The sequence below is a fragment of the Kutzneria sp. NPDC051319 genome (genome assembly GCF_040682195.1).
Lineage (GTDB): Bacteria > Actinomycetota > Actinomycetes > Mycobacteriales > Pseudonocardiaceae > Kutzneria.
This window is the reverse complement of record NZ_JBFBAM010000017.1, coordinates 27717-51223: the sequence shown is the minus strand read 5'-3', so window position 1 is coordinate 51223 and position 23507 is coordinate 27717. Positions and strand designations below refer to the sequence as shown.

At 71.0% G+C, this 23507-nt stretch carries 21 protein-coding genes; 11 read left to right on the top strand and 10 right to left on the bottom strand.

Translation table 11 applies throughout. The features are described 5' to 3' along the window. Positions 1-20 precede the first annotated feature (20 nt). A complete protein-coding gene (locus AB0M73_RS19485; RefSeq protein WP_363892182.1) occupies positions 21-1115 on the bottom strand; it encodes an acyltransferase in 1095 nt (364 codons plus the stop codon). 127 nt (positions 1116-1242) lie between these two features. Here AB0M73_RS19485 and AB0M73_RS19480 point away from each other — a divergent pair, with 127 nt between their 5' ends. After that, entirely contained in the window at positions 1243-1818 is a 576-nt protein-coding gene (locus tag AB0M73_RS19480; protein WP_363892180.1) for a DUF6328 family protein, read from the top strand. Positions 1819-1985: 167 nt separating this feature from the next. Here the strand turns inward: AB0M73_RS19480 and AB0M73_RS19475 are convergent, their stop codons facing one another. Further along, a complete protein-coding gene (locus AB0M73_RS19475) occupies positions 1986-4673 on the bottom strand; it encodes an AAA family ATPase (protein ID WP_363892178.1) in 2688 nt (895 codons plus the stop codon). 196 nt (positions 4674-4869) lie between these two features. On the opposite strand from AB0M73_RS19475, the gene AB0M73_RS19470 reads away from it, so the two are divergent. Then, complete coding sequence (locus tag AB0M73_RS19470) at positions 4870-5001, top strand: hypothetical protein (protein ID WP_363892176.1); 132 nt, start codon at positions 4870-4872, stop codon at positions 4999-5001. 9 nt (positions 5002-5010) lie between these two features. On the opposite strand, the gene AB0M73_RS19465 is transcribed toward AB0M73_RS19470, so the two are convergent. After that, entirely contained in the window at positions 5011-6270 is a 1260-nt protein-coding gene (locus tag AB0M73_RS19465; protein WP_363892174.1) for a DNA polymerase IV, read from the bottom strand. 114 nt (positions 6271-6384) lie between these two features. On the opposite strand from AB0M73_RS19465, the gene AB0M73_RS19460 reads away from it, so the two are divergent. The 3 genes from AB0M73_RS19460 (at position 6385) to AB0M73_RS19450 (ending at position 8791) form a co-directional block, all read left to right on the top strand. Further along, positions 6385-6975, top strand: a complete 591-nt coding sequence (locus tag AB0M73_RS19460) for a DinB family protein (protein WP_363892172.1) — start codon at positions 6385-6387, stop codon at positions 6973-6975. A 202-nt stretch (positions 6976-7177) separates the two neighbouring features. After that, entirely contained in the window at positions 7178-7402 is a 225-nt protein-coding gene (locus AB0M73_RS19455) for an HIT domain-containing protein (protein WP_363892170.1), read from the top strand. 150 nt (positions 7403-7552) lie between these two features. Continuing rightward, the gene (locus tag AB0M73_RS19450; protein ID WP_363892168.1) at positions 7553-8791 is read left to right on the top strand and encodes a S53 family peptidase; all 1239 of its coding nucleotides are present in this window, start codon (positions 7553-7555) and stop codon (positions 8789-8791) included. A gap of 67 nt (positions 8792-8858) precedes the next feature. On the opposite strand, the gene AB0M73_RS19445 is transcribed toward AB0M73_RS19450, so the two are convergent. Beyond that, a complete protein-coding gene (locus AB0M73_RS19445; RefSeq protein WP_363892166.1) occupies positions 8859-9578 on the bottom strand; it encodes a methyltransferase domain-containing protein in 720 nt (239 codons plus the stop codon). Positions 9579-9646: 68 nt separating this feature from the next. On the opposite strand from AB0M73_RS19445, the gene AB0M73_RS19440 reads away from it, so the two are divergent. From AB0M73_RS19440 to AB0M73_RS19420, 5 genes are all read left to right on the top strand, one after another. Further along, positions 9647-10624 (top strand): ParA family protein, encoded by a 978-nt coding sequence (locus tag AB0M73_RS19440; protein WP_363892164.1) that lies wholly within the window; start codon positions 9647-9649, stop codon positions 10622-10624. Further along, entirely contained in the window at positions 10624-11421 is a 798-nt protein-coding gene (locus tag AB0M73_RS19435; RefSeq protein ID WP_363892162.1) for a DNA-formamidopyrimidine glycosylase family protein, read from the top strand. The genes AB0M73_RS19440 and AB0M73_RS19435 overlap by 1 nt, the downstream gene beginning before the upstream one ends. 221 nt (positions 11422-11642) lie before the next feature. Next, positions 11643-13127 carry a peroxidase family protein gene (locus tag AB0M73_RS19430; protein WP_363892160.1) on the top strand — a complete coding sequence of 495 codons (1485 nt, stop codon included), beginning with the start codon at positions 11643-11645 and terminating at the stop codon, positions 13125-13127. A 10-nt stretch (positions 13128-13137) separates the two neighbouring features. Next, a complete protein-coding gene (locus AB0M73_RS19425; protein ID WP_363892158.1) occupies positions 13138-14163 on the top strand; it encodes a beta-propeller fold lactonase family protein in 1026 nt (341 codons plus the stop codon). Between the two features lie 92 nt (positions 14164-14255). Next, positions 14256-14657, top strand: a complete 402-nt coding sequence (locus AB0M73_RS19420) for a hypothetical protein (protein ID WP_363892156.1) — start codon at positions 14256-14258, stop codon at positions 14655-14657. Between the two features lie 103 nt (positions 14658-14760). Here the strand turns inward: AB0M73_RS19420 and AB0M73_RS19415 are convergent, their stop codons facing one another. Beyond that, entirely contained in the window at positions 14761-16095 is a 1335-nt protein-coding gene (locus tag AB0M73_RS19415) for a tetratricopeptide repeat protein (RefSeq protein ID WP_363892154.1), read from the bottom strand. Positions 16096-16294: 199 nt separating this feature from the next. Here AB0M73_RS19415 and AB0M73_RS19410 point away from each other — a divergent pair, with 199 nt between their 5' ends. Continuing rightward, the gene (locus AB0M73_RS19410) at positions 16295-17314 is read left to right on the top strand and encodes a quinone-dependent dihydroorotate dehydrogenase (RefSeq protein WP_363892152.1); all 1020 of its coding nucleotides are present in this window, start codon (positions 16295-16297) and stop codon (positions 17312-17314) included. 134 nt (positions 17315-17448) lie between these two features. On the opposite strand, the gene AB0M73_RS19405 is transcribed toward AB0M73_RS19410, so the two are convergent. The 5 genes from AB0M73_RS19405 to AB0M73_RS19385 all read right to left on the bottom strand — a co-directional run bounded on the left by AB0M73_RS19405 (position 17449) and on the right by AB0M73_RS19385 (position 23485). Further along, positions 17449-19437, bottom strand: a complete 1989-nt coding sequence (locus tag AB0M73_RS19405; RefSeq protein WP_363892150.1) for a S53 family peptidase — start codon at positions 19435-19437, stop codon at positions 17449-17451. A 179-nt stretch (positions 19438-19616) separates the two neighbouring features. Continuing rightward, the gene (locus AB0M73_RS19400; RefSeq protein ID WP_363892148.1) at positions 19617-20870 is read right to left on the bottom strand and encodes a solute carrier family 23 protein; all 1254 of its coding nucleotides are present in this window, start codon (positions 20868-20870) and stop codon (positions 19617-19619) included. A 257-nt stretch (positions 20871-21127) separates the two neighbouring features. Then, the gene (locus AB0M73_RS19395; protein WP_363892146.1) at positions 21128-21940 is read right to left on the bottom strand and encodes a hypothetical protein; all 813 of its coding nucleotides are present in this window, start codon (positions 21938-21940) and stop codon (positions 21128-21130) included. Between the two features lie 26 nt (positions 21941-21966). Continuing rightward, positions 21967-22791: a PspA/IM30 family protein gene (locus tag AB0M73_RS19390; protein WP_043723033.1), complete on the bottom strand. Its 825-nt coding sequence runs from the start codon at positions 22789-22791 to the stop codon at positions 21967-21969. 127 nt (positions 22792-22918) lie between these two features. Then, entirely contained in the window at positions 22919-23485 is a 567-nt protein-coding gene (locus AB0M73_RS19385) for a hypothetical protein (protein WP_363892143.1), read from the bottom strand. Between the last annotated feature and the right edge of the window lie 22 nt (positions 23486-23507).

Genomic DNA, 23507 nt, shown 5'->3' with positions numbered 1-23507 from the left:
GGCACTGAGCGGCGACTCGGTCAGACTGTCGCCAACTCCGGCTGCTTGCGCCGCGGCCGGGTCAGGAACCGCCGGCACGGCGTCTCCACGTACTCGTACAGCACCCACGCCAACCCCAGTGACACGGCGAAGATGCCGGCCACCACGAACAACTCCGGGGTGCTGTGCAGCCGCATCAAGCCCGGCTCGGCCCGCCGGACCACGCGGATCACCAGCAGGTGGATCATGTAGAACGCGAACGAGAGCTCGCCGAGCCGGACCATGGTCCGGGACCGCCAGAACGAGTGGTCGTTGCGCAGGTCGGCCACCGCGGCGGCCGGGATGAGCACGCCGAAGCCGATGATCGTGGCGACCGAGAAGGCGTACTCCCGCGGCCACACCGGCACCAGGAAGTAGCTGACCAGCATCACGCCGACGGCGATCTCCAGCCGTGGGCCACGCCAGGCCTCCAGCGCGACGAGCCGGGCCAGGGCCACCCCGAGCGTGAACTCGCCGAGCCGGGCGGCCGGGAACGACTGGAGCCAGTGCGCCGACGGAAACTCGCCCTGGATGACCGCCGGCAGAAGCACCAGGCCGACGCTGACCAGCGCGAAAACCCAGGCGCCACGGGCGGAGAGCCGTCGCGCCAGCGCGCCCCAGATCGGGAACGTCAGGTAGAAGAACACCTCGCACGCCAGCGTCCAGCTGACCGTGTTCAGCGACTGCTGCAATTCCGGGACCCACGAGTGGACCAGGAACATGTTGGCCAGAAAAACGCCGAACTCCGGCACGCCGTAGAAGACGTCCGGCCGGGCCCAGTGCCCGAGGGTCGCCCCGAGCACCACCGTCAGCAACGCCGTGACGACGTGCACCGGGTAGATCCGGGCCAGCCGACGCCGCCAGAACCGCAGCGGGCTGTCCCCCGGCCGCGCCGACCACATCAGCACGAACCCGGACAGCACGAAGAAGAACGAGACCCCGATCTCGCCCCCGCCGAACACCACCGACGCCACCTTCGAGCCGGCGCTGGCCGGATCGAGCATCGACGCGACGACGATGTGCAGGCCGAACACCAGCACAGCGGCGGCCCAGCGCATTCCGGTCAGTGACGGCAGGTCGGCTCGGGTGGCGGTCACGGGAAGACGTACGCCTCTCGATCGGGTGACGGTTCGGCCGCCAACATACGTCACCTCTCCGATGACTCCTCACGCACTGTGCGCGACCGTTGAACTCCCGGTGTCCCCGCGATGAACGGATCCAGTCATGACGCACCTTCCAGCCACGGCCCGTAGTCACCACGAGACCCATGACAGCTGGAACTTCGCGGCCCGCGGGGAGACACCGACCCAGCGGCTGGATCGCAACTACGCGGAGTTGCTCCAGGAGATCCGGGTCGCCCAGACCGGCGTCCAGCTGCTGTTGGCGTTCCTGCTGTCCCTGGCCTTCACGCCACGGTTCGGCGCGCTGGGCGAGTTCGACCGGGGCGCGTTCGTCGCCAGCCTGGTGCTCGGTGCGGCGGCGACGGCGCTGCTGATCGCCCCCGCGCCCGTGCACCGCCTGGTGTTCCAGCACCGGCTCAAGCGCCAACTGGTCCACCTGACCAGCTGCCTCGCGCTGTCGGGGTTGGTGCTGCTGATGCTGTCGCTGGCATCGGCGCTGATGCTGATCCTGGACGTGGTGCTGGGCCAGGAATGGGCCGGCATGCTCACCGCCGGCATCGTGAGCTGGTTCTCGCTGTGGTGGTACATCGTGCCGCTGTGGCTGCGCTGGAGCCGGGGTCAGTCGCCCCGGATGCGTCGCCGCGCCGTGCAGGCGGGCCCCGTGCCTCGGCAGCGCTGAATCCTCGGAGACCACCTGAATCCGTCTGTCCGGAGCCCCGACGCGCGCGGCGGCCGAGTGGCGCGGCCTCGACCAGCGCGATGTTCGGACAGACGCCAACCGGGGCCGGCCGGCCTACCTCAAGGCCGGCCGGCCCCGGCTTTTCCGCTGTGTCAAACGGATCTGCGTCAGCCGGATGCGGCCTGGCGCAGGCCCGCCTCGCGGGCGATGTCCGTGCGGGTGCGGACCTGAAGCTTGGCCAGGATGTGCGAGACGTGCGTGGTCACCGTGCGGCGGGACACGAACAGCCGCTCGGCGATCTGCGGGTTCGACAGCCCGGCCACCACCAGCTGGGCCACGGTCGCCTCGGCCGGCGTCAGGCTGTCCCAGCCGGTCTTGGCCCGGCGGTGCTTGACCTTCGGGCCACGGCGCAGGCCCAGCCCGCGCAGCACCGACTGGGCCCGGGCCAGCTGCCACTCGGCGCCCAGCTCGGCGTACAGGTCCAGGGCGCGTGACGCGGCCGCCCGCGCGGAGCTCGACTGTCCGTTGTGGACGAACGCGGCGGCCGCCGCCTCCAGCGCCTTGGCCCGGGACAACGGCCGCCCGCATTCCCGGTACGCCGTCGCCGCCCGCAGCAGCTCCTCGCCGTCACCGTCGACCAGCCCACGACAGTAGGCCGCGGCGGCGATGCGGTGCCCCACATCGGAACCTGCGGCCAGGCCGACAACACGCTCGGTCGTCGCCCGCGCGGCGTCGAGATCACCTATAGCCGTTGCGAGCCGAACGATCTCGGGCAGCACGTCGTCGGAGTCGGAGGTGCGCAGCGCGGCCAGCGCCCCGGCCGGATCGCCGTCCTGCTCCAGCCCCAGGCTCGTGACCAGCACCAGGTGCAGCACGGACCGGCCGCCGACCTGCGCCGACCGTGCGATGTCGCGATGCCGTTGCGCGGCAACGTGATCGCCGCGATGCAGGTGGATGAGCGCACCGATGCCGTGGTCGCTGGCCGCCACCACCGCGTCCTTCAGCTCGTTGGCCACGAGGTCGACATCGACCAGCGCGTCGTCCCAGTGGCCCGAGTCGTACGACAGTTGTACGAGGGCACTCTGCGCCTGCCCCGCCCGCACCGTGTTGCCGACGTGTTCGGCCAGCTGGCGAACGTCCAGCGCGGCGGTCACCGCCTCGTCGCAACGGTCGACGCCGCCCAGCGCCACGGCCCGGTTGATCCGCAGCAGCAGGCTCAACTCGGCAGTCCCGCCGTCACGACCGATCACCCGCACGGCGCGATCAAGCAACTCCAGCGCGGCGGCCATGTGCCCGCGCTGGATCAACACGATGCTGCGCACGTGCATCGACCAGCCCACGGCCCACTCGTCGTCGGGCGCGGCATCGGCGGCGTCGAGCGCGGCCTTCTCCGCCGCGTCGGTGTCGCCGTGATTGAAATGGGCGCGGGCGGTCAGCACGAGCAGCCGCGCCCGCACCCGGCCGGTGGTGTTCGGGTCCGACAGCGCGCGGTCCAGCTCGACCAGCGACTGCGCGTTGCGGCCGCCGATGTTGCGGCACTGCCACAACACGTGGTGCAGCCACACGATCTGGACCGGGTCGGCGGACAGCGCGAGGGCACGGGTGGCGACCTGCTCGGCCTCGTCGAAGTCACCGGTGCGGTAGAGCGCGTCGGCGAACCGGCTGGCCAGCGCCAGCCGCCGCGCGTCCCAGCTCGGCGTGGCGAGCACCTGCCGGAGCAGGTCGACGGCCGCCGACGGGGACTGGCCGATGAGCGCGCCGACGTTGTCGGACAACCAGTCCACGGTCCACTCGTCGGAGCCGGAGGCGACCAGCAGCTGCTTGGCCACCCGTTCGACCGGCGAGCCGGCATCGGCCAGCAGCCGTGCGGCTTCGAGGTGCCACGCGGTCCGCACCGGCGGCGACATGCGTTCGTACACCGCGGATCGCACCAAAGCATGCCGGAACGACAGGCCGTCCCCCGCCTCGACGAGCACGCCGGCCGCCGCGGCCTGATCCAGCGCGGGCAGCAGCTCGACCACGGAGCGGCTGAGCACGACGCCGAGATCGGCGACGGAGAACACCACGCCGATCAGGGTCGCGGCCCGCAGCACGTGTCGGGTCTGGTCGGACAGGAAGTCCAGCCGGTGGTCGATCGCCGCGGCCAGCGAGCCCGGCCGGTCCGCGCCGCCGGCCACCGCGCTGACAAGTTCCGTTGTGTACAAAGGGTTTCCGGCCGCCCCCTCGGCGTGCCGGAGCAGCTCGTCGGTCGGCTGCGCGCCGACCAGCTGCGCGACCAGCTCGCCGATCGCGTCCGCCGGCAGCGGGCCCAGGCTGACCTGGCCGTCAGCGCCGAGCTGCCGCCACAGCGCGGACAGGTCGTCGCGGACCGGGACCGGGCGCAGCGTGCCGATCAGCAGCAGCGGCAGCTGGTCCACCAGTCGCACCAGCCGGCTGAACACCGCGACGGTCACCTTGTCCGCCCACTGGAGATCGTCGAGCGCGAGCACCAGCGGACCGTCCGCGCAGAGCTCCTCGACCATGCCCAGCACGCGTTCCGCGGCCACCGCGGTCGGGTCGACGACCGTCGGGACCTCGCCGCGCAGCAGCCGCAGCACCGCCTGACCCTCGTCGGAACGCTCTGCGCGCAGGGCCTCCAGCAGCGGCAACAGGGGCAACAACCGGCCCAGTTCGTCACCGGCGCCCCAGTGCACGCGGCAGCCGTTTTCCAGGGCGGTGTCGCATACGGCACGCAGCAGCGTGGTCTTGCCGATGCCGGGCTCGCCGTCGACCAGCGTCGCGCCACCGCGGCCACCGGCGAGTTCACGCACTCGGACGGTCAGCCGGGCCAGCTCACGACTCCGCCCGATCAGCATGCGCGTCAGAATACAACAAAAACGGAAGTTGAACAAGACATTTCGTTTACGGGAACCATTCAAGGTGAACGCGGGGCGACACAATTGCTGCCCATTGTTCATTCGCCGCTGGTTCGGGTGTCATACGACGACTGCCACCCTGGGTGTCGAATCGCGCACCACCTGTGTACTGATGCGTAATCATCACGGAGGAACAATGCGCTTCACCCTGGCCGTCGTGGCGCTCGCGCTCGCCGTCTTCGCTGGTGCCGGCGCTGTCGCCGACGCCGCAACCCCGCACCGGACGACCGGCGCGGCGGCGCCCGCCATCGGAACGCCCTACGAATAAGCCGCCAATTCACCCCGGGTTTTGACGAGTTGTTCGCCCCAGCAATGAGGCTGGGCGCACGGCCGCGCCGCCGAATCGGGAACGTGCCGAGTCGGCGGCCTGGTCCGCTTCCCGCCAGCCCCGTTCCGGGGCGTCGATGAACAGTTGTTCGCCGATCTCGGACGCCTGCGCCAATTGCTCGACGCGTACACCGATCAGCCGAACGGCACCGTACGGAACGTTCTCGACGAGCAGTTTCACGGCCGCTTGATAGACCTCTCGGGTGACATCGGTGGCCACCGGGAGGGTTTTCGACCGGGTGATGGTGGTGAAGTCCTCGAACCGCACCTTGATCGACACGGTCCGGCCCCGCAGGCCGCGGGCCCGCAACGAGGCCGCCGTCCGCTCGGCCAGGTGCAGCAGCTCCCGCTTGAGCAGCTCCCGGTCGTGGTGGTCGACCTCGAAGGTCTCCTCCGCGCCGATCGACTTCTCCGCCGAGCCCGGCACCACCGGCCGGGCGTCGAAGCCGTTGGCCAGCGTGTACAGGTGCTCGGCCGCCGCGTTGCCGACCACGCGCCGCAGCCGCGCCACCGGGGCCGCCGCCACGTCGCCGACCGTCTGCAAGTCGATGCGCTCCAACGCTTCCGCCGTGCGGCCGCCGACTCCCCACAGGGCCGACACCGGTAGCGGGTGCAGGAACTCCAGCGTCTGCTCCTTGGGCACCACCACCATGCCGTCCGGCTTGGCCAGGCCCGAGGCCAGCTTGGCGATGAACTTGGTCGAGGCCACCCCGACCGAGCAGTCCACACCGGTGCGCTCCAGCACGTCCACGCGCAGCTGCGCGCCGATGCGTGACGGCGTCGTGCGCAGCCGGCGCAGCGCGCCCGAGACGTCGAGGAAGGCCTCGTCCAGGCTGAGCGGCTCGACCAGCGGCGTGATTTCCCGGAACAGGTCCATGACCGTGCGGGACGCCTCCGTGTAGAGGCCGAAGGTGGGCGAGATGAACACCGCGTGCGGGCACAGCCGGCGGGCCCGCGTGGTCGGCATGGCCGAGCGCACCCCGAAACCGCGGGCGATGTAGTTGGCCGAGGACACCACACCCCGATTGCCGGTGCCGCCCACGATGACCGGTTTGTCCTTGAGCTCCGGCCGTTCCCGGATCTCCACCGACGCGTAGAAGGCGTCCATGTCGACGTGCAGGATCGGGCAGGCGGTGTCGTCGGGCCAGACGGTGTCCGACACCCGGAACCGTTCTACCAGGCCGCGCGGCAGGTTTCCGCTGCGCCCCATGCCGCACCCCTCGCTCACACGTTCGACTCGGACCCCACCGAGTCTAGCCGCGCCCCCTGACACTTCTCGCTGTGACACCGCGGCAGCCGATCGAGGGATGTCAGACTGCCCGGCATGACTGGACAGGGACCGAAGGCGGATCTCCATCGCTACCTGCGACAGGCCCGCGAAGCCCTGCTGTGGAAGCTCGACGGGCTGTCGGAGTACGACGTCCGTCGCCCGCTGACGGCGACCGGAACCAACTTGTTGGGGCTGGTCAAACATGTGGCCAGCACCGAAGCGGGGTACTTCGGCGAGGTGTTCGGACGGCCGTTCGACCACCCGTTGCCCTGGCTCGACGACGACGCCGAGCCGAACGCGGACATGTGGGCCACCGCCGACGAGTCGCGCGAGGAGATCATCGGGCTGTACCACCGGTCATGGGCTCACTCGGACGCGACGATCGACGCGCTGGCGCTGGACGCGACCGGCCAGGTTCCCTGGTGGCCCGAGGACCGGCGCGAGGTGACGCTGCACCAGATCCTGGTGCACATGATCGCCGAGACCAACCGGCACGGCGGACACGCCGACATCGTCCGGGAGCTCGTCGACGGCGCCGCCGGGCTGCGGGAGGACAACGACAACATGGCGCCGGGCGACCAGGCCTGGTGGGAGGACTACCGGAACCGGCTGGAGCGCTCGGCCAAACAAGCCGACCAGGGTTAGAGCTGTTTGGCGGTCCCGTCGGCCGGACGCACCGCAAGTCCGAGCAGCGGCCCGAGCACGGCCGCGTTCGGGCTCCCCCACCCAGTGACGGGATCCCAGCCGGGGCCGGCTCGGTAACCGGTGATCCGGCGCTTTCCATCTCTCCCAAGGAAAACACGTTCGGTCAACTGAGTAGCACCTGGCACTATCGGTCGGTCATGACATGGCGCGAGCCCTGCGGCGCTCAGGCCTGCGCTGCGAGGGGATCAACATCTTCCTCTGTGACGGCGAAGTCGCCTTCCAGACGGTCTTCCACTTCCACCTTCACGTCATCCCTCACCACGCCGGGGACGGCTGGAACATCCTCACGGAGTCGAAGGAACGCGCGAGGTCGCTCCTCGACCGCGACGCCCGAACGATCAAGGACGCCATCGCGTCGACGGGCTGACCAGCGACTTCCGCTCACTCCGCGTTGAGCGGCCCAGGCGAGGGCAGTCGTAACTGTGAGTGCGGCCAGTCGTTTGGGGGAGTGTCACCCGTGCGGGTGGCACGGGACGATCCAGTCCCGATTCGTGACGTGAGTCACCTAGGAGGCGGAATGTCGCCCTGCCGTTCCCGAGTCCTCACCGTTCTCGCGTTGGCCGCCGCCGCGCTGCTACCCCTGGCGTTCACCGCCCCCGTGGCCCAGGCCACGCCCCTGCTGTCCGGTGGCCTGGTCGACCTGGGCTGCGCCACGAGCCATGCTCGCTTCCACTGCCTGGGCAAGGCCATCAAGTCGCCCGACGGCCCCGGCCCGATGACCGTCACCAACCCCGTCGGCCTCGCGCCGGCCGACATCCAGGCCGCCTACGGCCTCGCCGGCAAGTCGGCCGCCGGCCGCACCGTGGCCATCGTCGACGCCATGGACGCCCCCACCGCCGAGGCCGACCTCGCCGTGTTCCGCAGCAAGCGCGGCCTCACCCCGTGCACCACGGCCAACGGCTGCTTCAAGAAGGTGAACCAGAACGGCGCGGCGAGCCCCCTGCCGGCCGGCGACTTCGGCTGGGCCGAGGAGATCAGCCTCGACCTCGACGCCGTGTCCGCCACCTGCCCCGACTGCCACATCCTGTTGGTGGAGGCCAATTCCGCCGACACCGACCCGTTGATGACCGCCGTCGACACCGCCGCCAACACCCCCGGCGTCGTGGCCGTCTCCAACAGCTACGGCGGCGCCGAGGACGGCACCATCACCGCCGCCGACGCGCACCTCAACCACCCGGGCATCGCCGTCACCGCCTCCTCCGGCGACTCCGGCTACGGCGTCAGCTGGCCCGCCTCGTCGCCCTACGTCACCGCCGTCGGCGGCACCACCCTCACCAAGGCCGCCGGCACCCCTCGTGGCTGGACCGAGAAGGCCTGGTCCGGCGCCGGCTCCGGCTGCTCCACCATCGAGCCCAAGCCCGCCTGGCAGCACGACACCGCCTGCGCCAACCGCACCGTCGCCGACGTCTCCGCCGACGCCGACCCCGCCTCCGGTCTCGGCATCTACGACACGTACAACAGCTGCGGCACCAGCTCCTTCTGCGACTTCCTCATCGCGCTCGGCCTCGCCCAGGGCGCCGACGGCTGGGTCCAGGTCGGCGGCACCAGCCTGTCCTCCCCCATCATCGCCAGCGTCTACGCCCTCGCCGGCACCTCCGTCAACGCCGGCTCCTACCCGTACGCCCACACCTCCGGCCTCAACGACGTCACCACCGGCTCCAACGGCAGCTGCGGCGGCACCTACCTCTGCACCGCCGTCGCCGGCTACGACGGCCCCACCGGCCTCGGCACCCCCAACGGCACCACCGGCTTCTGACCGCACCGGCCGGCGGGTCCCTGTGGATCCGCCGGCCGCCTGTGCCAGCAGTGCGGGGTCGCCAGGGTCAGGGGCGGCGGGCCAGGGCGTGCAGGCGGGAGGCGACGTCGCGGAGCGGGGGCTGGGTGGCGGCGGCGACCTCGAGCTGGGCGAGGGCGTCGGCGGCGCCGGGGTTGCCTTCGAGGACGGCGCCGGGGACGAGGTCGGCGACGACGCCGTAGCCCTGGAGGAGCTCGACGTCGAGGCCGGCGGCGCTGAGGGCGGAGCGGAGGCTGTCGACGTCGAAGCGGCGCTTGAGGGAGTCGCCGGGCAGCTGGCCCTCGGGGTCGTCGAGCAGCTGGCGGGCGTCGACGAGGCGGCCGGCCAGCACACGGTTGATCAAGGCGGAGTAACGGTTGGCGACCAGGACGGACACCGCGCCGCCGGACCGGGCGGCGCCGGCGAGCTGGGAGAGGGCGGCGGGGAGGTCGTCGACGAACTCCAGGACGCCGTGGCCGAGGACGAGGTCGGCGCTGCCGGCGGGGACGAGGTCGGCCAGCAGGTCGCTGTCGCCCTGCACGGCGGTGACGTGGTCGGCGACACCGGCCTCGACGGCCCGGCGCTGGAGCGTGGCCAGGGCGTTCGGGCTGGGATCGACGACGGTGACCAGGCAGCCGGCGGCGGCCAGGGGCACGGCCCAGACGCCGGAGCCGCCGCCGACGTCGACGACGCGAGGGGGCTCGGCGTGCCGGCGGCGGACCGCGGCCAGCTCGGTGTCGAGCGCCAGACGGACGGCATCGGGTCGCATGGGCCCGAGTCTATGGGTGTGCCGGTGTCGTGATCTGCGCGGCTTGTCGGAGACCGTAGGCTGCCCGTGTGCATACGGTTGCGGTGTTGAGCCTCAAGGGCGGTGTCGGCAAGACGACGGTTGCCTTGGGGCTGGCCTCGGCGGCGTTGCGCCGGGGGGTGCGCACCCTGGTGGTCGACCTGGACCCGCAGTGCAACTCGACGGCGACGCTGGAACCGGCCGAGACCGAGGCGACCCTGTTCCACGTGCTCCAGAAGCCGACACCGGAGATCGTGCGGGCGGCGATCGCGCCGAGCGGCTGGGGCGAGGGCGTGGACGTGCTGGTCGGCGCGGAGGAGGTGGAGGGGCTCAACCACCCGGACCCCGGCACCACCAAGCTGAGCCGGCTGGAGACGGCGCTGGCCAGCGTGCACGACTTCCTGGAGGAGGACGAGCAGCCCTACCAGCTGGTGCTGCTGGACTGCCCGCCCTCGCTGGGCCAGCTGACGCGGTCGGCGCTGGTAGCGGCGGACCGGGCGCTGCTGGTGACGGAGCCGACGATGTTCGCGGTGTCGGGCGTGCAGCGGGCTTTCGAAGCGGTGCAGGCGGAGCGCATCGAGCACAATCCCGAGCTCCAGCCGCTGGGCGTGGTGGTCAACCGGGTGCGCCCGCGCTCGCACGAGCACCAGTTCCGCATCGACGAGCTGCGGGACATCTTCGGCCCGCTGGTGATGCCGGTGGCGCTGCCGGACCGGCTGGCGGTGCAGCAGGCGCAGGGCGCGTGCATGCCGATCCACATGTGGAACACGCCGGGGGCCCGCGAGGTGGCGCTGGCGTTCAACCTGCTGCTGGCCCGGGTGCTGCGGTCGCGGAGCCGGCGGACCCGGTCGGTGTTCGCGCAGTCCGAGGAGCCCGAGCAGATGTACGAGGAGGCCGAGGCCGAAGAGGTCGAGGAGGCGGACGTCGAGGAGGCCGCGGTCGAAGAGGAGCCGGCGGTCGACGAGCACGCGCCGCCGGACGCCGGCCCGATCGGACGGCCGCAGTTCATGGAACCGCACCTGCCCTGATGCCCGAGGGCGACACGGTTTTCCTCACCGCACACCGGCTGGACGACGCGCTGGCCGGCAACACGGTGACGCGCGGGGAGATCCGTCACCCCGATCTGTCCACTGTGGACCTCAAAGGTCGCGTGGTGGCCGGCGTGGGTTCGGTGGGCAAGCACCTGTTCACCCGCTTCGACGACGGCCTCAGCCTGCACAGCCATCTCCGCATGGACGGCAGCTGGCACCTGTACCGCACCGGCGAGCGCTGGCGCCGGCCGTCGCACCAGATCCGGGCCATTCTGTCCACTTCGGACCGTTCGGCCGTAGGTTTTCTCCTGCACGACCTGGAGTTGCTGCCGACGGCCGAGGAGTCGCGCCTGGTCGGCCACCTCGGCCCGGACCTGCTGCACCCGGAGTGGGACGCCGCGATGGCCGTGGAGGCCGTCGGCCGGCTCACCGCCGACCCGTCCCGGCAGATCGGCCTCGCGCTGCTCGATCAACGGGTGATGGCCGGCGTCGGCAACCTGTACAAGGCCGAGGTGTGCTTCCTGCTCGGCGTCTCCCCCTGGTCGCCGGTCTCGGCCGCCGATGCGGCCCGAGCCGTCGAGCTCAGCCACAAGCTGTTGCTGCGCAACGCGTGGCGCCCCGAGCAGTCCACCACCGGCGACCTGGCCCGCGGCCGGAAGCACTGGGTGTACGAACGGCAGGGCAAACGCTGCCTGCGCTGCGGCCACGCGGTCGTCCGGGCGACGCAGGGCAGCGGTGTGCAGCAAAGGCCGACCTGGTACTGCCCGAACTGTCAGCCGGGCCCGACGACATGACTTCCCTGTAGCGGCAAGTATTGTACGCCCCGGGGTTCTCAGCGATTGCCCATGTATCCACCAACGGCGCGCGTACACTTGACCTCACGGGGAATCTTTCCTGCACGGCCGATGACCACGGGGGTGACCGGCCGCTAGGTCCGCGACGCCGAGTTCGCACACACGCCGATGGCGCACGCTCTGGGGAGAGCGGCTGTCGGCGCTTGCACTGAGGGGGTTCAGTGACGACGACCAAGCACGGCTTCGAGATCCGCGGTCTTGACGTGCCGCGGGGCGCCGCCCCGCCCACCGGGCGGTTCGGCCGGATGTTCCCGACCCTGCCGGCGCGCCCGGCGACGGGGTTGCCGCTGGCCGAGCGGCTGGGGCTGCCGGGCGGCCTGATGGACGGCGGCGACACCACCACCCAGCAGGACAGCCCGACGCTGGACGCGGGTTTCACCTTCCTGGGCCAGTTCATCGACCACAACATCACCTTCGACGCCACCGGCAACCTGGGCCGGCAGGTGGATCCGGAGGCGACGACGAACTTCCGGCCGCCCATGCTCGACCTCGACCACCTGTACGGCTCGGGCCCGTTCGCCAGCCCGTTGCTGTACGACACGCGGTGGCACAACACGAAACTGCTGGTCTCGCCGGACGGCGTGGACCTGGCCCGCACGGCCGGCGGCGTGGCGCTGATCAGCGATCCGCGCAACGACGAGAACCTGCTGCTCAACCAGGTGCACCTGGCGTTCATCAAGTTCCACAACCGGGTGGTCGACGCACTGATGAGCGGCGAGATCACCGATGTGTTCGGCAACAGGTTCCCGCCGCCGCCCGCGGATTCCAACCCGAATCCGCCGGCCAACGCCTCCATCGCCGACCTGCTCAGCGTGCGCACGTACTGGGACGACCTGTTCGCGGCGGCGCAGCAGGTCGTGCGCTGGCACTACCAGTGGATCACCGTGCACGAGTACCTGCCGCTGGTCTGCGGGCAGGACAGCGTGGACAGCATCGACCGGGACGGCCTGCAGTTCTTCGACCCGGCCGGAAACCCGTTCATCCCGGTGGAGTTCGCGGTCGCCGCGTTCCGGTTCATGCACCCGACGATCCGGTCCGACTACACCATCAACGACAAGCACACGCTGCCGCTGTTCCCGCTGAACTTCGACGATCCCGCACCGGAGGACCCGCATGACCGGGCCGATCTGCGGGGCGGGGCGGTGGCACCGGAGTTCGCGCTGGACTTCCGGCACTTCTTCACCATCGACGGCTCGCGGCCGCAGCGGGCCAAGCGCATCGAGGCCAAGCTGAACGTGCGCCTGCTGGACCTGCCGCCGATCACCGACGTGCCGGCGGAGATCGGCCGCCAGCTGCGGTCCCTGGTGGTGCGCAACCTGTTGCGCAGCGAGGTGCAGCAGCTCCCGTCGGGCCAGGACATCTCCCGCAAGATCGGGCAGGCGCCGCTGACCGAGGCCGAGCTGGGCATCTCCGGGCCGGCCTACCTCTGGTACTACATCCTCAAGGAGGCCGAGCTGCGCCACCGCGGCGGCCGGCTGGGCTCGGTCGGCGCGCTCATCGTCAGCGAGGTGCTGATCGGCCTGCTGGACGCGGACCCGATCTCGTACCGCTCCACGTACCCGATCTGGACGCCGACGCTGGCCGACGGCGAGGGCCGGTTCGGCATGGCCGAGCTGCTCCGCTTCGCCGGCGTGGTCGCGGACTGAGGGGCCGGCCGTGGACCAGCTCTTCGTGCAGACCAACACCCTGGCCGGCAACCAGGTTCTGGTGTGCGACATCGACGACGACGGCGCGATCGAGGTCGTCACCACGCTCGACACCGACGGCGACGGCGGCGCGCACGACGGCCTCACCTCCGATCCGCTGGATTCGCAGGGATCGCTGGTGTACGACCGGCGGCACCGGCTGTTGTTCGCGGTGAACGCCGGCAGCAACACGGTGTCCGTGCTCGGCGGCACCGGCCCGCATCCGCACCTGCGGCAGGTCGTGCCGTCCGGCGGTGTGCTTCCGGTCAGTCTGGCGCTGCACAACGACCTGCTGTACGTGCTCAACGCGCACGCCGGCAGTTCGATCACCGGCTACCGCATCGCCGGCGGTCAGCTGCACGCGATCGAGGACTCGACACGGTCGCTGGAGCTGACGCCGGCGAGCGGGCCGGGGCAGAACGTGGTCAGCCCGGCCCAGCTGCAGTTCTCGCCGGACGGCCGCTCGCTGGTGATCGCCACCAAGAACGGCGGCGGCGGTCTGCTCGACGTCTTCGCCATCGGCGCGGACGGTCGGCCGTCGGAGGAGTTCGTGGCCAACCCGGCCGGCACGCCCGCGCCCTTCGGCTTCACCTTCGACGGCTACGGCCGGCTGGCGGTGACCGATGCCGCCCGAGGCGTGCTGACCACGTACACGCTGCGCCACGGCAAGACCCGGCAGGTGGCGGGCCAGCCGGACGGCAAGGCGGCCATGTGCTGGATCGTCGAGGCCAACGGGAACTTCTACGTGACCGACGCCGGCAGCAACACGATCAGCTGTTACCGGATCGACGAGGACGGCACGCCGACGGTGCTCACGCAGACCGCGACCGGCGGGTTCCCGGCCGACATGGCGGTCACCCGGGACGAGCGGTTCCTGTACGTGCAGCTGGCGGCGGAGGGCAAGGTCGTCGGCTACCACGTCGAGGACGACGCCGGCCTGACCCAGGTGGCCTCGCTGGACGTGCCTCTCAGCTCGCAGGGGATCGCGGTGAGCTGAGCGGGTGACGGGGAGGCGAGGACAGCAACACCGCGCCTCGCCTCCCTCTCCCGCTGCTACCGTGGGGCGGTTGCCGTGACGAGGGGTGAGGTATGGATCCGATCCTGACCGCGATCGCCGGGGCGTTGGCCAAGGAGGCCGTGACCATCGGCGGCAAGGCCCTCGGCAAGCTGCTGCAGCGGGTGAAGGAGAAGTTCGCCAAGGACGTCGGCTCCGAGGTGGTGCTGGCCTCCGCGCAGGACACCCCGGACGACCCCAAGGCGGTGGACCTGCTGGCCCGCGTGCTGGAGGGCGCCGAGAAGGCGGATCCGGCCTTCGGCGCCGAGCTGCGGGAGCTGTGGGGACCGGCGAAGGCGGAGATCACCGCCACCGCCAACACCATCACGCAGACCGCGGGCAAGGGCGGCGTCAACAACAGCTTCAGCGGCACTGCCAGCGGCAATGTCGTGCAGAGCGGCAACATCAAGGGCGACGTCAACTTCGGTCGCAACTGAGCGAGGCATGGTCGAACCGCCCAGGGTGCGGGTGCTCGTCTTGTGGTGCGGCAAGCCCATCGCCGGCACGATGCGGGCCGGGTGCCGGCGGCGGAGGTGATCGTCAGCTGAGGTCGTCGACCCGTTGCCGCGCAACGGGTTCGCGCGGGTGCTCCAACACGTGCAGGATGGCGTGGGCCTTGCGGGCCTCGGCCAACGCGGCGTCGCGATCGCCGAGCTGCTCCTGGGCCTGACTGAGCAGGCCGCGAACGACGGCCTCCTGGAACATGCGGCGCATCTCGACCATCACGTCCAGCGCCCGAGTGAGCTCGGCCAACGCCTTCGTCGGCTCGCCGGAGCGCAGGAAGGTCTCGCCGATGCTGGTGAACACGCGACCTTCGTGGTAGCGGTCCCCCTTGTTCTGCATGTGCTTCAACGCCTCGCCGAGACCGGCGAAGGCCTCGTCGTAGCGGCCCAGCGCGGACAGGAAGCGGGCCCGGTGGTGCCCGAGCAGCGCCAGCTGCTGGTCTTGCGTGGCAAGGGAAATCGCCCGCTCGACGCAGTCCAGCGCCTCGGCGTGGTCGCCCAATCCGTAGTGGGCCAGGGCCAGCGACTCCAGGTCGGTGGCCAGGCCCTGGTGGTGATCGGCCGGCTCGACCGCCACCGCGGCGGCGAATTCCTCTTTGGCCGCGACGAAGTCGTCCAGCTCGTAGTGACGGAACCCGAGCTGGCACCGCATCCGCGCCTCGGCCCGCTTGTCCCCACGCCGCACCGCCGCCCGCACGGCGACCTCGTTGACGGTCTTCCAGTCGGTGTAGAGCTTGCGGTGGAAGTACAGGCCCCACAACGCTTCCGCCAGCGCCAGCACGGCATCGTCCATTTCGGACTCGTACGCCGCGGTCGCGACCTGCACGAAGTTGGCCCGGTCCGGCTCCAGCAGGTCCATCGCCTCGGCGCCGTCACCGTCGAGGGCCGGCACCTGCCCGTACCGCGGGCTCAACCGCCACCGCAGCGGCGAAATCGCCTGGTCGGCGGCGACGGCCCGGTCGACATACCACCACACCATGGCCCGCAGGGCCTCCAGCTGCTCGGCCGCGCTGTCCGTGCGGTGCAGCTGCTGCAACGCGTGCCCGAGGGCCAGCGAGTTGAACGAGTAGCGGTCGCCGTGCGCGGCCCGCAGCAGCCCGGCGTCCTCCAGGCTGTTGAGCAGCTCCGTGCCATCCGGGTCGAGCGCCTCGGCCAGTTCGCCGGCGAAGTCGGCGCCGGGATGCATGGCCAGCAGCCGGTACAGGCGCGCCGCAGCGGGCGGCAGATTCTGGTACGACACTTCGTAGATCGCCCTGCCTTCCCTGGCCATCGGCTTGAGCACGGCACCGCCATCGGACAGTGTGCGCTCCGCCTGGCCTTCCGTCAGCCGGTTGCCGGCGATCACCAGGGGCTCGACCTGCGCCGCCGTCACCGCGTCACGCGGTGAACCGGCAGCTTCTCGCCCGTGGTCGGAGTGAAGTCCCGGAACTGGACGACGTCGCGGGCGTTGCCGTGAAAGCTGTCGTCGACTCCCCCAGTCACGCCGATCGAGCCTACTCTCGGCGTCACGTGCGTCACACCACCGGTGGTGGCTGTCCGTGTGCCGGCCGTGACCAGGCACGATAGGGGCCGTGGTGTACAAGCAGCTGGTCCGCAGGACGTTGTTCCGGTTCGGCGGGGGCGACCCCGAGGTGGCCCACGAGCGCACGATGAACGTGCTGCGGCGGGTCGCCGCGATGCCGCCCGTGCTGTCGGCGATGCGCGCCCGGTACGGCGTGGTGGCGCCGCGCACGGTGTTCGGCGTGCAGTTCCCGAACCCGGTGGGGCTGGCCGCGGGCATGGACAAGGACGGCGTGGCGCTGCCGGCGTGGCCCGCGCTGGGCTTCGGCTTCGTCGAGGTCGGCACCGTGACCCGGCACGCGCAGCCCGGCAACGACCGGCCGCGGTTGTTCCGGCTGCCCGACAGCGAGGCCGTGATCAACCGGATGGGCTTCAACAACCGGGGGGCGCAAGCGCTTGCCGACCGCCTCGACCGGCTGGGGCCGCTGCCCGTGCCGCTGGGCATCAGCCTGGGCAAGTCCAAGGTCACGCCGGTCGAGCGGGCCGTCGAGGACTACCGGCACTCGATGCGGGTCCTCGGCCGGCACGGCGACTACTTCGCCGTGAACATCAGCTCCCCCAACACCCCCGGCCTGCGCTCGCTGCAGGACCGGGCGGCCCTCAACGAGCTGCTGGCCGGCGTGCAGGAGGAGAACTCCGACCACCGGCCGCTGCTGGTGAAGATCGCCCCCGACCTCACCGACAGCGCCATCGCCGAGCTGCTGGAGGTCTGCGGCGAGCACGACATCAGCGGCGTCATCGCCACCAACACCACGCTCGGCCGTGACGGCCTGAAGCCCGCCGACCAGACCCGGGCCGGGGAGACCGGCGGCCTGTCCGGTCGGCCGCTGGCCGGCCGGGCGCTGGAGGTGGTTCGCCTGGTGCACAAGGAGACCGGCGGCCGCATGCCCATCATCGGCGTCGGCGGCATCTTCGACCCCGACTCGGCCCAACGCATGATCGACGCCGGCGCCGACCTCGTGCAGGTCTACACCGGCTTCATCTACGAGGGCCCCGGCCTCATCCGCCGGATCAACCGCTCCCTGCGCTGACCGCCCGGCACGTTGTGAAGGGACCATTCCTCACGTTCAACGAGAGGAATGGTCCCTTCCAAACGGTCCGGAGTTGACACGCGAACGGCGCCTGCCCCAGGAGAGGAGGGCAGGCGCCGTTCGTGTGCGAAGGACTAGATCAGGCCCAGGAAGAGCAGGCCGTTGGGCGTCCCGAGGCCGGTGACGTTGTCGTAGCCACGGGTCGTCTGGATCGTCTGGTCGGTGTTGTTGAACGACCGGACGGTGCGAACGTAGCCGTCGGCGGCGTCGATGCCGTTGACGAAGTCCACCCGGACCTCACCGGCGCCGGTGACCGGCTTGACGTCGGACACCGCGGGGGTGTGCGACACGGCCTTGTACAGCCACGGGTTGATGAAGCCGTGCCGGCCGCCGAACTGGTCGGCGACAGCCATCAGGCCGGCCATCAGCGGGGACGCGAGGCTGGTGCCGCCGATGCGGTACTGGCCGTAGCGAACGCCGTCCGGGAACGTCTGGGTGATGCCGATCAGCATGCCGGTGGTCGGGTCGGCGTCCATCGAGATGTCCGGCACGACGCGGCCGCGGTTGGCGCCGGTCTGGTTCTGCTTGGCCAGCGCGTCGGGCACGACGCCCTTCTGGTAGTTCGGCTCCGGGAACAGCACCGAGGTGCCGCCACCCGCGCCGTACAGCCACGCACCCGGCGCGGCCGGGCTCCAGGCGCCGGCGGTCAGCGTGGACTTGCCGGTGGACCAACCGGTCTCCAGCACCTTGCTGCCGTTGCGGCCGATGCCCAGGCTGGTGCCGCCGACCGCGGTCACCCACGGGCTGGAGGCGGAGAAGTCCGCGGACGGCTTGGGCAGGGCGTGGCTCTCGTCGCCGCTGTCACCGGAGGAGAAGTAGAGGCCGATGCCCTCGGCCGCGGCCTGCTTGGCGATCGACTCGAACGCCTGCACCTCGTCGGCCGGGACGTCCTCGCCCTGGTCGCCGTAGGAGTTGGAGACGATCTGCGCCTGGTTGCCGGCGACGATGCGGTTGAGGGCCTCGTCCAGCGAGGAGCAGTCGGCGCCGCCGACGTAGAGGATCTTCGCGCCGGGGGCCATCGCGTGCACGGCCTCGACGTCCAGGCTCTGCTCGCCGTACCAGCCGGAGGCGTCGCACTGCGACGGGTCCTCGGAGCCGGGGGTGGGCGGGTAGACGAACTGGCTGAACTGGGACTTGGTCAGCGGGTGCGACGGGTCGTTGCGCTTGGCGTACTCGGCGGCGTCCTGGTAGAGCGTCGGCGAGCCGAACGCGTCCACGATCGCGACGGTGGTGCCGCGGCCGTCGAGCCCGGCCCGGGCGGCGACGTCGAGCTGGCTGGCCGCGCGGAGCTGGCTCGGGGTGTAGCCGCAGACCGCGTAGGGCAGCTGCTTGCCCGCGTAGGCCGGGTCGGTGGTGTCGGTCTTCTGACCGAAGTAGTCCGAGCACGGCGTGGCGTTGACGAAGCCGGCCGGCGGCGGCGAGACCGCCGGGGACGCGGTCTTGGCCTTCGGCTGCGCGACGGCGTTCGGCGTGGCGTCGCCGGCCGCGCCGACGTGCTGCGGCTGCAGCAGCGCGGTGGCCTGGTCGATGTTCACGACGCCGGACACCAGGGACGCGACGGAGGTCGGCACGGACAGCGCCCGGTCCTGCGAACGCAGCGTCTTGCCCTTGACCGTGTACTCGCCGAGGGTGACGCCGAAGGTCTTCTGCACCTGGTCGACGGTGCCGGTGGCCGAGACGTAGGCGTTGTTGCTGGGCACGTCACCGGCGCTGAAGCCGGCGGAGCTCAGCCAACTGCGGACCGCGGAGACCGCGGCCGCGGTCGGCGCGAAGCGGGTTCGCACCTGGTCGGTGCTGAGGAACTTCTTGTACGACGCGCTGTTCGGGTCGGACACGGCGGTGGCCGCGGCCTCGAGACCGGCCTGGTCAGCCAGCTTGAGGTACACCCGGAAGGTCAGCTTGCTCGCCGTGTCGGCGTTGCCGACCTTGGCGTTCGGGTTGGCCCACGACGGGTGCGAGTCCGGGATGGCGGACTGGCCCGCCGCGGCGGCGGACGGCGCGAGGCTGGTGAAGCCGGCCCCGACCATCGCCAGCGCAAGCAGCATCGCTGGAGTTCTTCGCACGAATTTCGCCCCTTCTGAAGTCCCCGCGACAAAAAGTCACGGGCGTAGATTTCAGCCCCGGCGCGGCATTCGGGTCCCGCAACCCCCACACCGGGTGCCGAGAAGGCTAACCCTGAGCAGAAGCTGAGGAAACAGGGAGATTTTCAATGTGATCTCGGTTTTTAACAGAACCGGTTTCGTCAGGGCCTTGCGGACTTCAGCATTCGGAGCAAGGGGTGTCCCACCACGATGAGCAATGAGCCCCACGCTATGCCGCCCAGCGCGACGCCGCCGATGGCGACGGTCAGGTTGCCGACCCCGGCGACGAGCGCGGCGCCCGCGATCATGAGGTTGACGGGATTGGAAAGATCAACCCGATTGTCGAGCCAGATCCGCACGCCGACCAACGCGATCAGGCCGTAGAGCAGAACCATCGCGCCGCCGAGCACGCCGGTGGGCATCGTGTTGAGCAATGTCCCGAATTTCGGACAAAACGACAATATGATCGCGCTCACGCCGGCCACGGCATAGGCGGCGGTGGAGTAGACCTTCGTCGCCGACATGACGCCGATGTTCTCCGCGTACGTCGTGGTGCCGGAACCGCCGCCGATTCCCGCGAGTGCGGTCGACAGCCCGTTGGCGATCAACGCGTCGCCGACGCTGCCGTCGAGATTGCGTCCGGTCACGGAGGCGACCGCCTTGACGTGGCCGACGTTCTCGGCCACCAGAACGATCACCACCGGCAGCACCATGAGCACCACGTTGGGCCGCAGTTCCGGGCCGGTCAGCTGAGGAAAGCCGAACCAGGCGGCGTTGGCGACGTCGTCCAGCCGGGCCGCGCTCAGCCCGCCGGTCAGCGCCGCCACGATCCAGCCGGCGAGCACGCCGATCAGCACCGACGCCCGCGAGAGCAGGCCGCGACCGAGCACCCCGCAGAGCAGGATCACGGCCAGCGTGAACACCGCGAGCCCGGGCTGGTCCTGGAAGTTGTGGGTGGCCGACGGGGCGAGGTTCAGCCCGATCAGCATCACGACGGCGCCGGTGACCACCGGCGGCATCAGCGACTCCAGCAGCCGCACGCCCAGCGCCTTGACCGCGACGCCGACGAACACCAGCAGCACGCCGGTGGCCAGCACGCCGCCGAGCTGGGCCGGCAGGCCCTCCAGGCGGGAGGCGGCCAGCGGCGAGATGAACGCGAACGAGGAGCCGAGGTAGCTGGGCACCCGGTTGCGGGTGACGAGCAGGAACAGCAGCGTGCCGAGGCCGGAGAACAGCAGCGTGGTGGAGACCGGGAAGCCGGTGCTGGCCGGGACGAGCACGGTGGCGCCGAACATGGCGGCGACGTGCTGGAGGCCGAACCCGACGGTCAGCGGCCAGCTGAGCCGCTCGTCCGGGGCCACCACCTCGCCGTCCGACACGCGGCGGCCGTCGCCGTGCACGGTCCACAACGCCACGTCAGACCTCCCCGTGGGCCCCTGGCTCGCCCGAAGGCTCGGCTACACTGCCGCCCCGATACTGCCACGGCGGGTAGCGGTCTCGGCTAGATAACAAACTGATAATCACACATTTGCCTGAAGAATCTCCACCGGCCCGCACAATGTGTCGGCATATGTGTCACATAGAGTCACAGAGCACGCGAAGGCGACGGGGCATCCGCCCGGACGGCGCAACGGCGGGGGAACCGATCAGCGGAGCGGCCGATCATCCCGGCTCAGCCGGCGCTGCTGGGCCCGGACAGCTCCCGCAGCGCCGAGGCCAGGCCGGACAGCCGGTCGCTGGCGTCGAGCAGAGCCTCGTCGGGCGACACCGGGTTGCTGGCGATGACCGCCTGCCCGGCCGTTCCGATGAGCGCGACATAGCCGTCCAGGCCCTCTTCGAGGCGGCGGCTGAGATCGGTGATGCCCAGCTCCAGCGGCCCGCGCTGGGCCAGCGGCGCGATGTCACGGGCCCGCTCCACGGCCGCCAGCTGGGCGGCGACGGCCCGCAGGGCAGTGGCGGCCTCCTGCGCGGACTCCTGGGCGTGGGCCAGGGACTCGGCCGGCAGCGGGGCCAGCCCGCCCGGACGGGGTGTGCCGAGTTGGACGAGCAGTTCGGCCAGGCCGGCCTCGGCCTCGGCCAGCCGACGCATCGGCTCGCGGGCGATCGAGCCGCCGGGCGGCAGCCGCACGGGCGGCGGTGTGGCTGCGGGCAGCGCCTGACGGTGCAGCGCGATCGTCTTGCGCGCGGAACCGATGAGGCAGTAGAGGAACAGGGCGGTCACGATCATCGCCGTGACGCCGGCGAAGCCCAGCAGCGCGGCGTGCTCGACGCCGATCCAGACGCCGCCGAGCACGGTGGCGCCGGACCAGCCGACCGTGGCGCGCTTGGCCCGACGACGGCGGCGCAGCATCTTGGCGCGGGGATCACGCCAGCCGTGCACCTTGGTGCGGACGGTGTCGGCGACCGGGCCACGCAGCTGCTCGCTGACCGACTGACCGATCTTGATCAGTTCGCCCAGGTCACGCTTGCGCGGTCCGGCCGCCATCGTCCCACTCCCCCGCGTCTACCCGGTCAGGCCTGCTTCTCCTGCGCCACCCGCTGCGCGATCTCCGCCTGGATGTTCGCGCCCGGGCTGGCCGGGGCCGACCCGCTGGTGACCTGTCCGGCCACCGAGCCGCCGCCCAGCGAGGCGCGGATCTGCTCCAGCCGGGCGTTGCCGGCCATCTCGGTGGTGGAGGCCTGCACCTCGAGCATGCGGCCCTGCACCGAGTTGCTGGCCAGCTCCGCGGAACCCAGCGCGGTCGAGTACCGCTTCTCGATCTTGTCGCGGACCTCCTCCAGCGACGGCACGTTGCCGGGCGCGGCCAGCTCGCTCATCTGGTTGAGCGACTTGGCCACCTGCTCCTGCATCTTGGCCTGCTCCAGCTGGCTGAGCAGCTTGGTGCGCTCGGCCAGCTTCTGCTGGAGCATCATGGCGTTGCGCTCGACGGCCCCCTTGGCCTGACCGGCGGCCTGGAGGGCCTGGTCGTGCAGGGTCTTGAGGTCCTCGATGTTCTGCTCGGCCGTGACCAGCTGGGTGGCGAAGGACTGCGCCGCCTGCTCGAACTGCTGGGCCTTGGCCTCGTCCCCCTTGCCACGGGACTCGTCGGCCAGGACGAGCGACTGCCGGGCCGAGGCCTGCAGCTTCTCCACCTCGCCGAGCTGCCGGTTGAGCTTCATCTCCAACTGCCGCTGGTTGCCGATCACGGCCGCGGCCTGCTGGGACAGCGCCTGGTGCTGCTTCTGGGCCTCTTCGATGGCCTGTTGGATCTGCACCTTGGGATCGGCGTTCTCGTCAATCTTGGCGGAGAACGCCGCCATCAGGTACTTCCAAGCCTTCACGAAAGGGTTGGCCATCTCCTCCGCCTGCCTTCTGCCTACTCCTGGATGTACGAGAACGCCGCGACCAGGCCAACGAGCCGGTGGCGGTGCAGGTTCCATCGTGTCAGGTGAGCCGGACCGCTACCACCGACCCCGCCGAATATCAGGGTCGCCCCCGAGCCGGAACCTCGGGCAACCCCCTGGCCAGCACCCGGACCTCGGCCAGGTTCACCCGGAGTTCGACCAGCTCAACGGCCCGCCCGGTTCCCGCGGAGTGGCCGGAATCACGAACGCGTTCCAACCCGGTGACGCACGCGTGCATGCGTGTCGTCAGGGCGTCCCTGGCCGCGCGGAGCCGCTCGGCGGTAGCCAGACGATCACTCACCGCACGAAAGGCCGAGGTCAGCTCGGGGGCGCCGTCGCCGTCCGGGGCGAGGCGGGCCGCCAGACGGTCACGGGTCCGGCGCAGCTGGGAGGCGCGCAGCGCCGCCAGGACGCGATTGATGGCATCGACGTCGGCCTCGGCCGCCCGCAGCTCGGCGAGCACGCCAGCGGCGTCGTCGTACGGGTCAAGCTGTCCGGCCGCCGATTCGGCGCGCTCCACCCAGCGGAGGTCGTTCGACCGATCGCGTGCCGGTGAACCCGCCCGGGCGACGGGCCTGCGCCGGGTGAGCACCAGCAGCGATCCGGCGGCGACGGCCAGCAGCACCAGGGCCACCAGCAGCGCCACCAGCTCGAACTCGTCCAGGGTG

Bases quoted from the DNA above. Each gene is read 5' to 3' on its own strand.
- AB0M73_RS19445 (WP_363892166.1), bottom strand. From the start codon at position 9,578: ATGCGACCCGATGCCGTCCGTCTGGCGCTCGACACCGAGCTGGCCGCG.
- AB0M73_RS19420 (WP_363892156.1), top strand. From the start codon at position 14,256: ATGGATCCGATCCTGACCGCGATCGCCGGGGCGTTGGCCAAGGAGGCC.
- AB0M73_RS19475 (WP_363892178.1), bottom strand. From the start codon at position 4,673: ATGCTGATCGGGCGGAGTCGTGAGCTGGCCCGGCTGACCGTCCGAGTG.
- AB0M73_RS19470 (WP_363892176.1), top strand. From the start codon at position 4,870: ATGCGCTTCACCCTGGCCGTCGTGGCGCTCGCGCTCGCCGTCTTCGCT.
- AB0M73_RS19480 (WP_363892180.1), top strand. From the start codon at position 1,243: ATGACGCACCTTCCAGCCACGGCCCGTAGTCACCACGAGACCCATGAC.
- AB0M73_RS19455 (WP_363892170.1), top strand. From the start codon at position 7,178: ATGGCGCGAGCCCTGCGGCGCTCAGGCCTGCGCTGCGAGGGGATCAAC.
- AB0M73_RS19395 (WP_363892146.1), bottom strand. From the start codon at position 21,940: ATGGCGGCCGGACCGCGCAAGCGTGACCTGGGCGAACTGATCAAGATC.
- AB0M73_RS19390 (WP_043723033.1), bottom strand. From the start codon at position 22,791: ATGGCCAACCCTTTCGTGAAGGCTTGGAAGTACCTGATGGCGGCGTTC.
- AB0M73_RS19460 (WP_363892172.1), top strand. From the start codon at position 6,385: ATGACTGGACAGGGACCGAAGGCGGATCTCCATCGCTACCTGCGACAG.
- AB0M73_RS19450 (WP_363892168.1), top strand. From the start codon at position 7,553: ATGTCGCCCTGCCGTTCCCGAGTCCTCACCGTTCTCGCGTTGGCCGCC.
- AB0M73_RS19465 (WP_363892174.1), bottom strand. From the start codon at position 6,270: ATGGGGCGCAGCGGAAACCTGCCGCGCGGCCTGGTAGAACGGTTCCGG.
- AB0M73_RS19435 (WP_363892162.1), top strand. From the start codon at position 10,624: ATGCCCGAGGGCGACACGGTTTTCCTCACCGCACACCGGCTGGACGAC.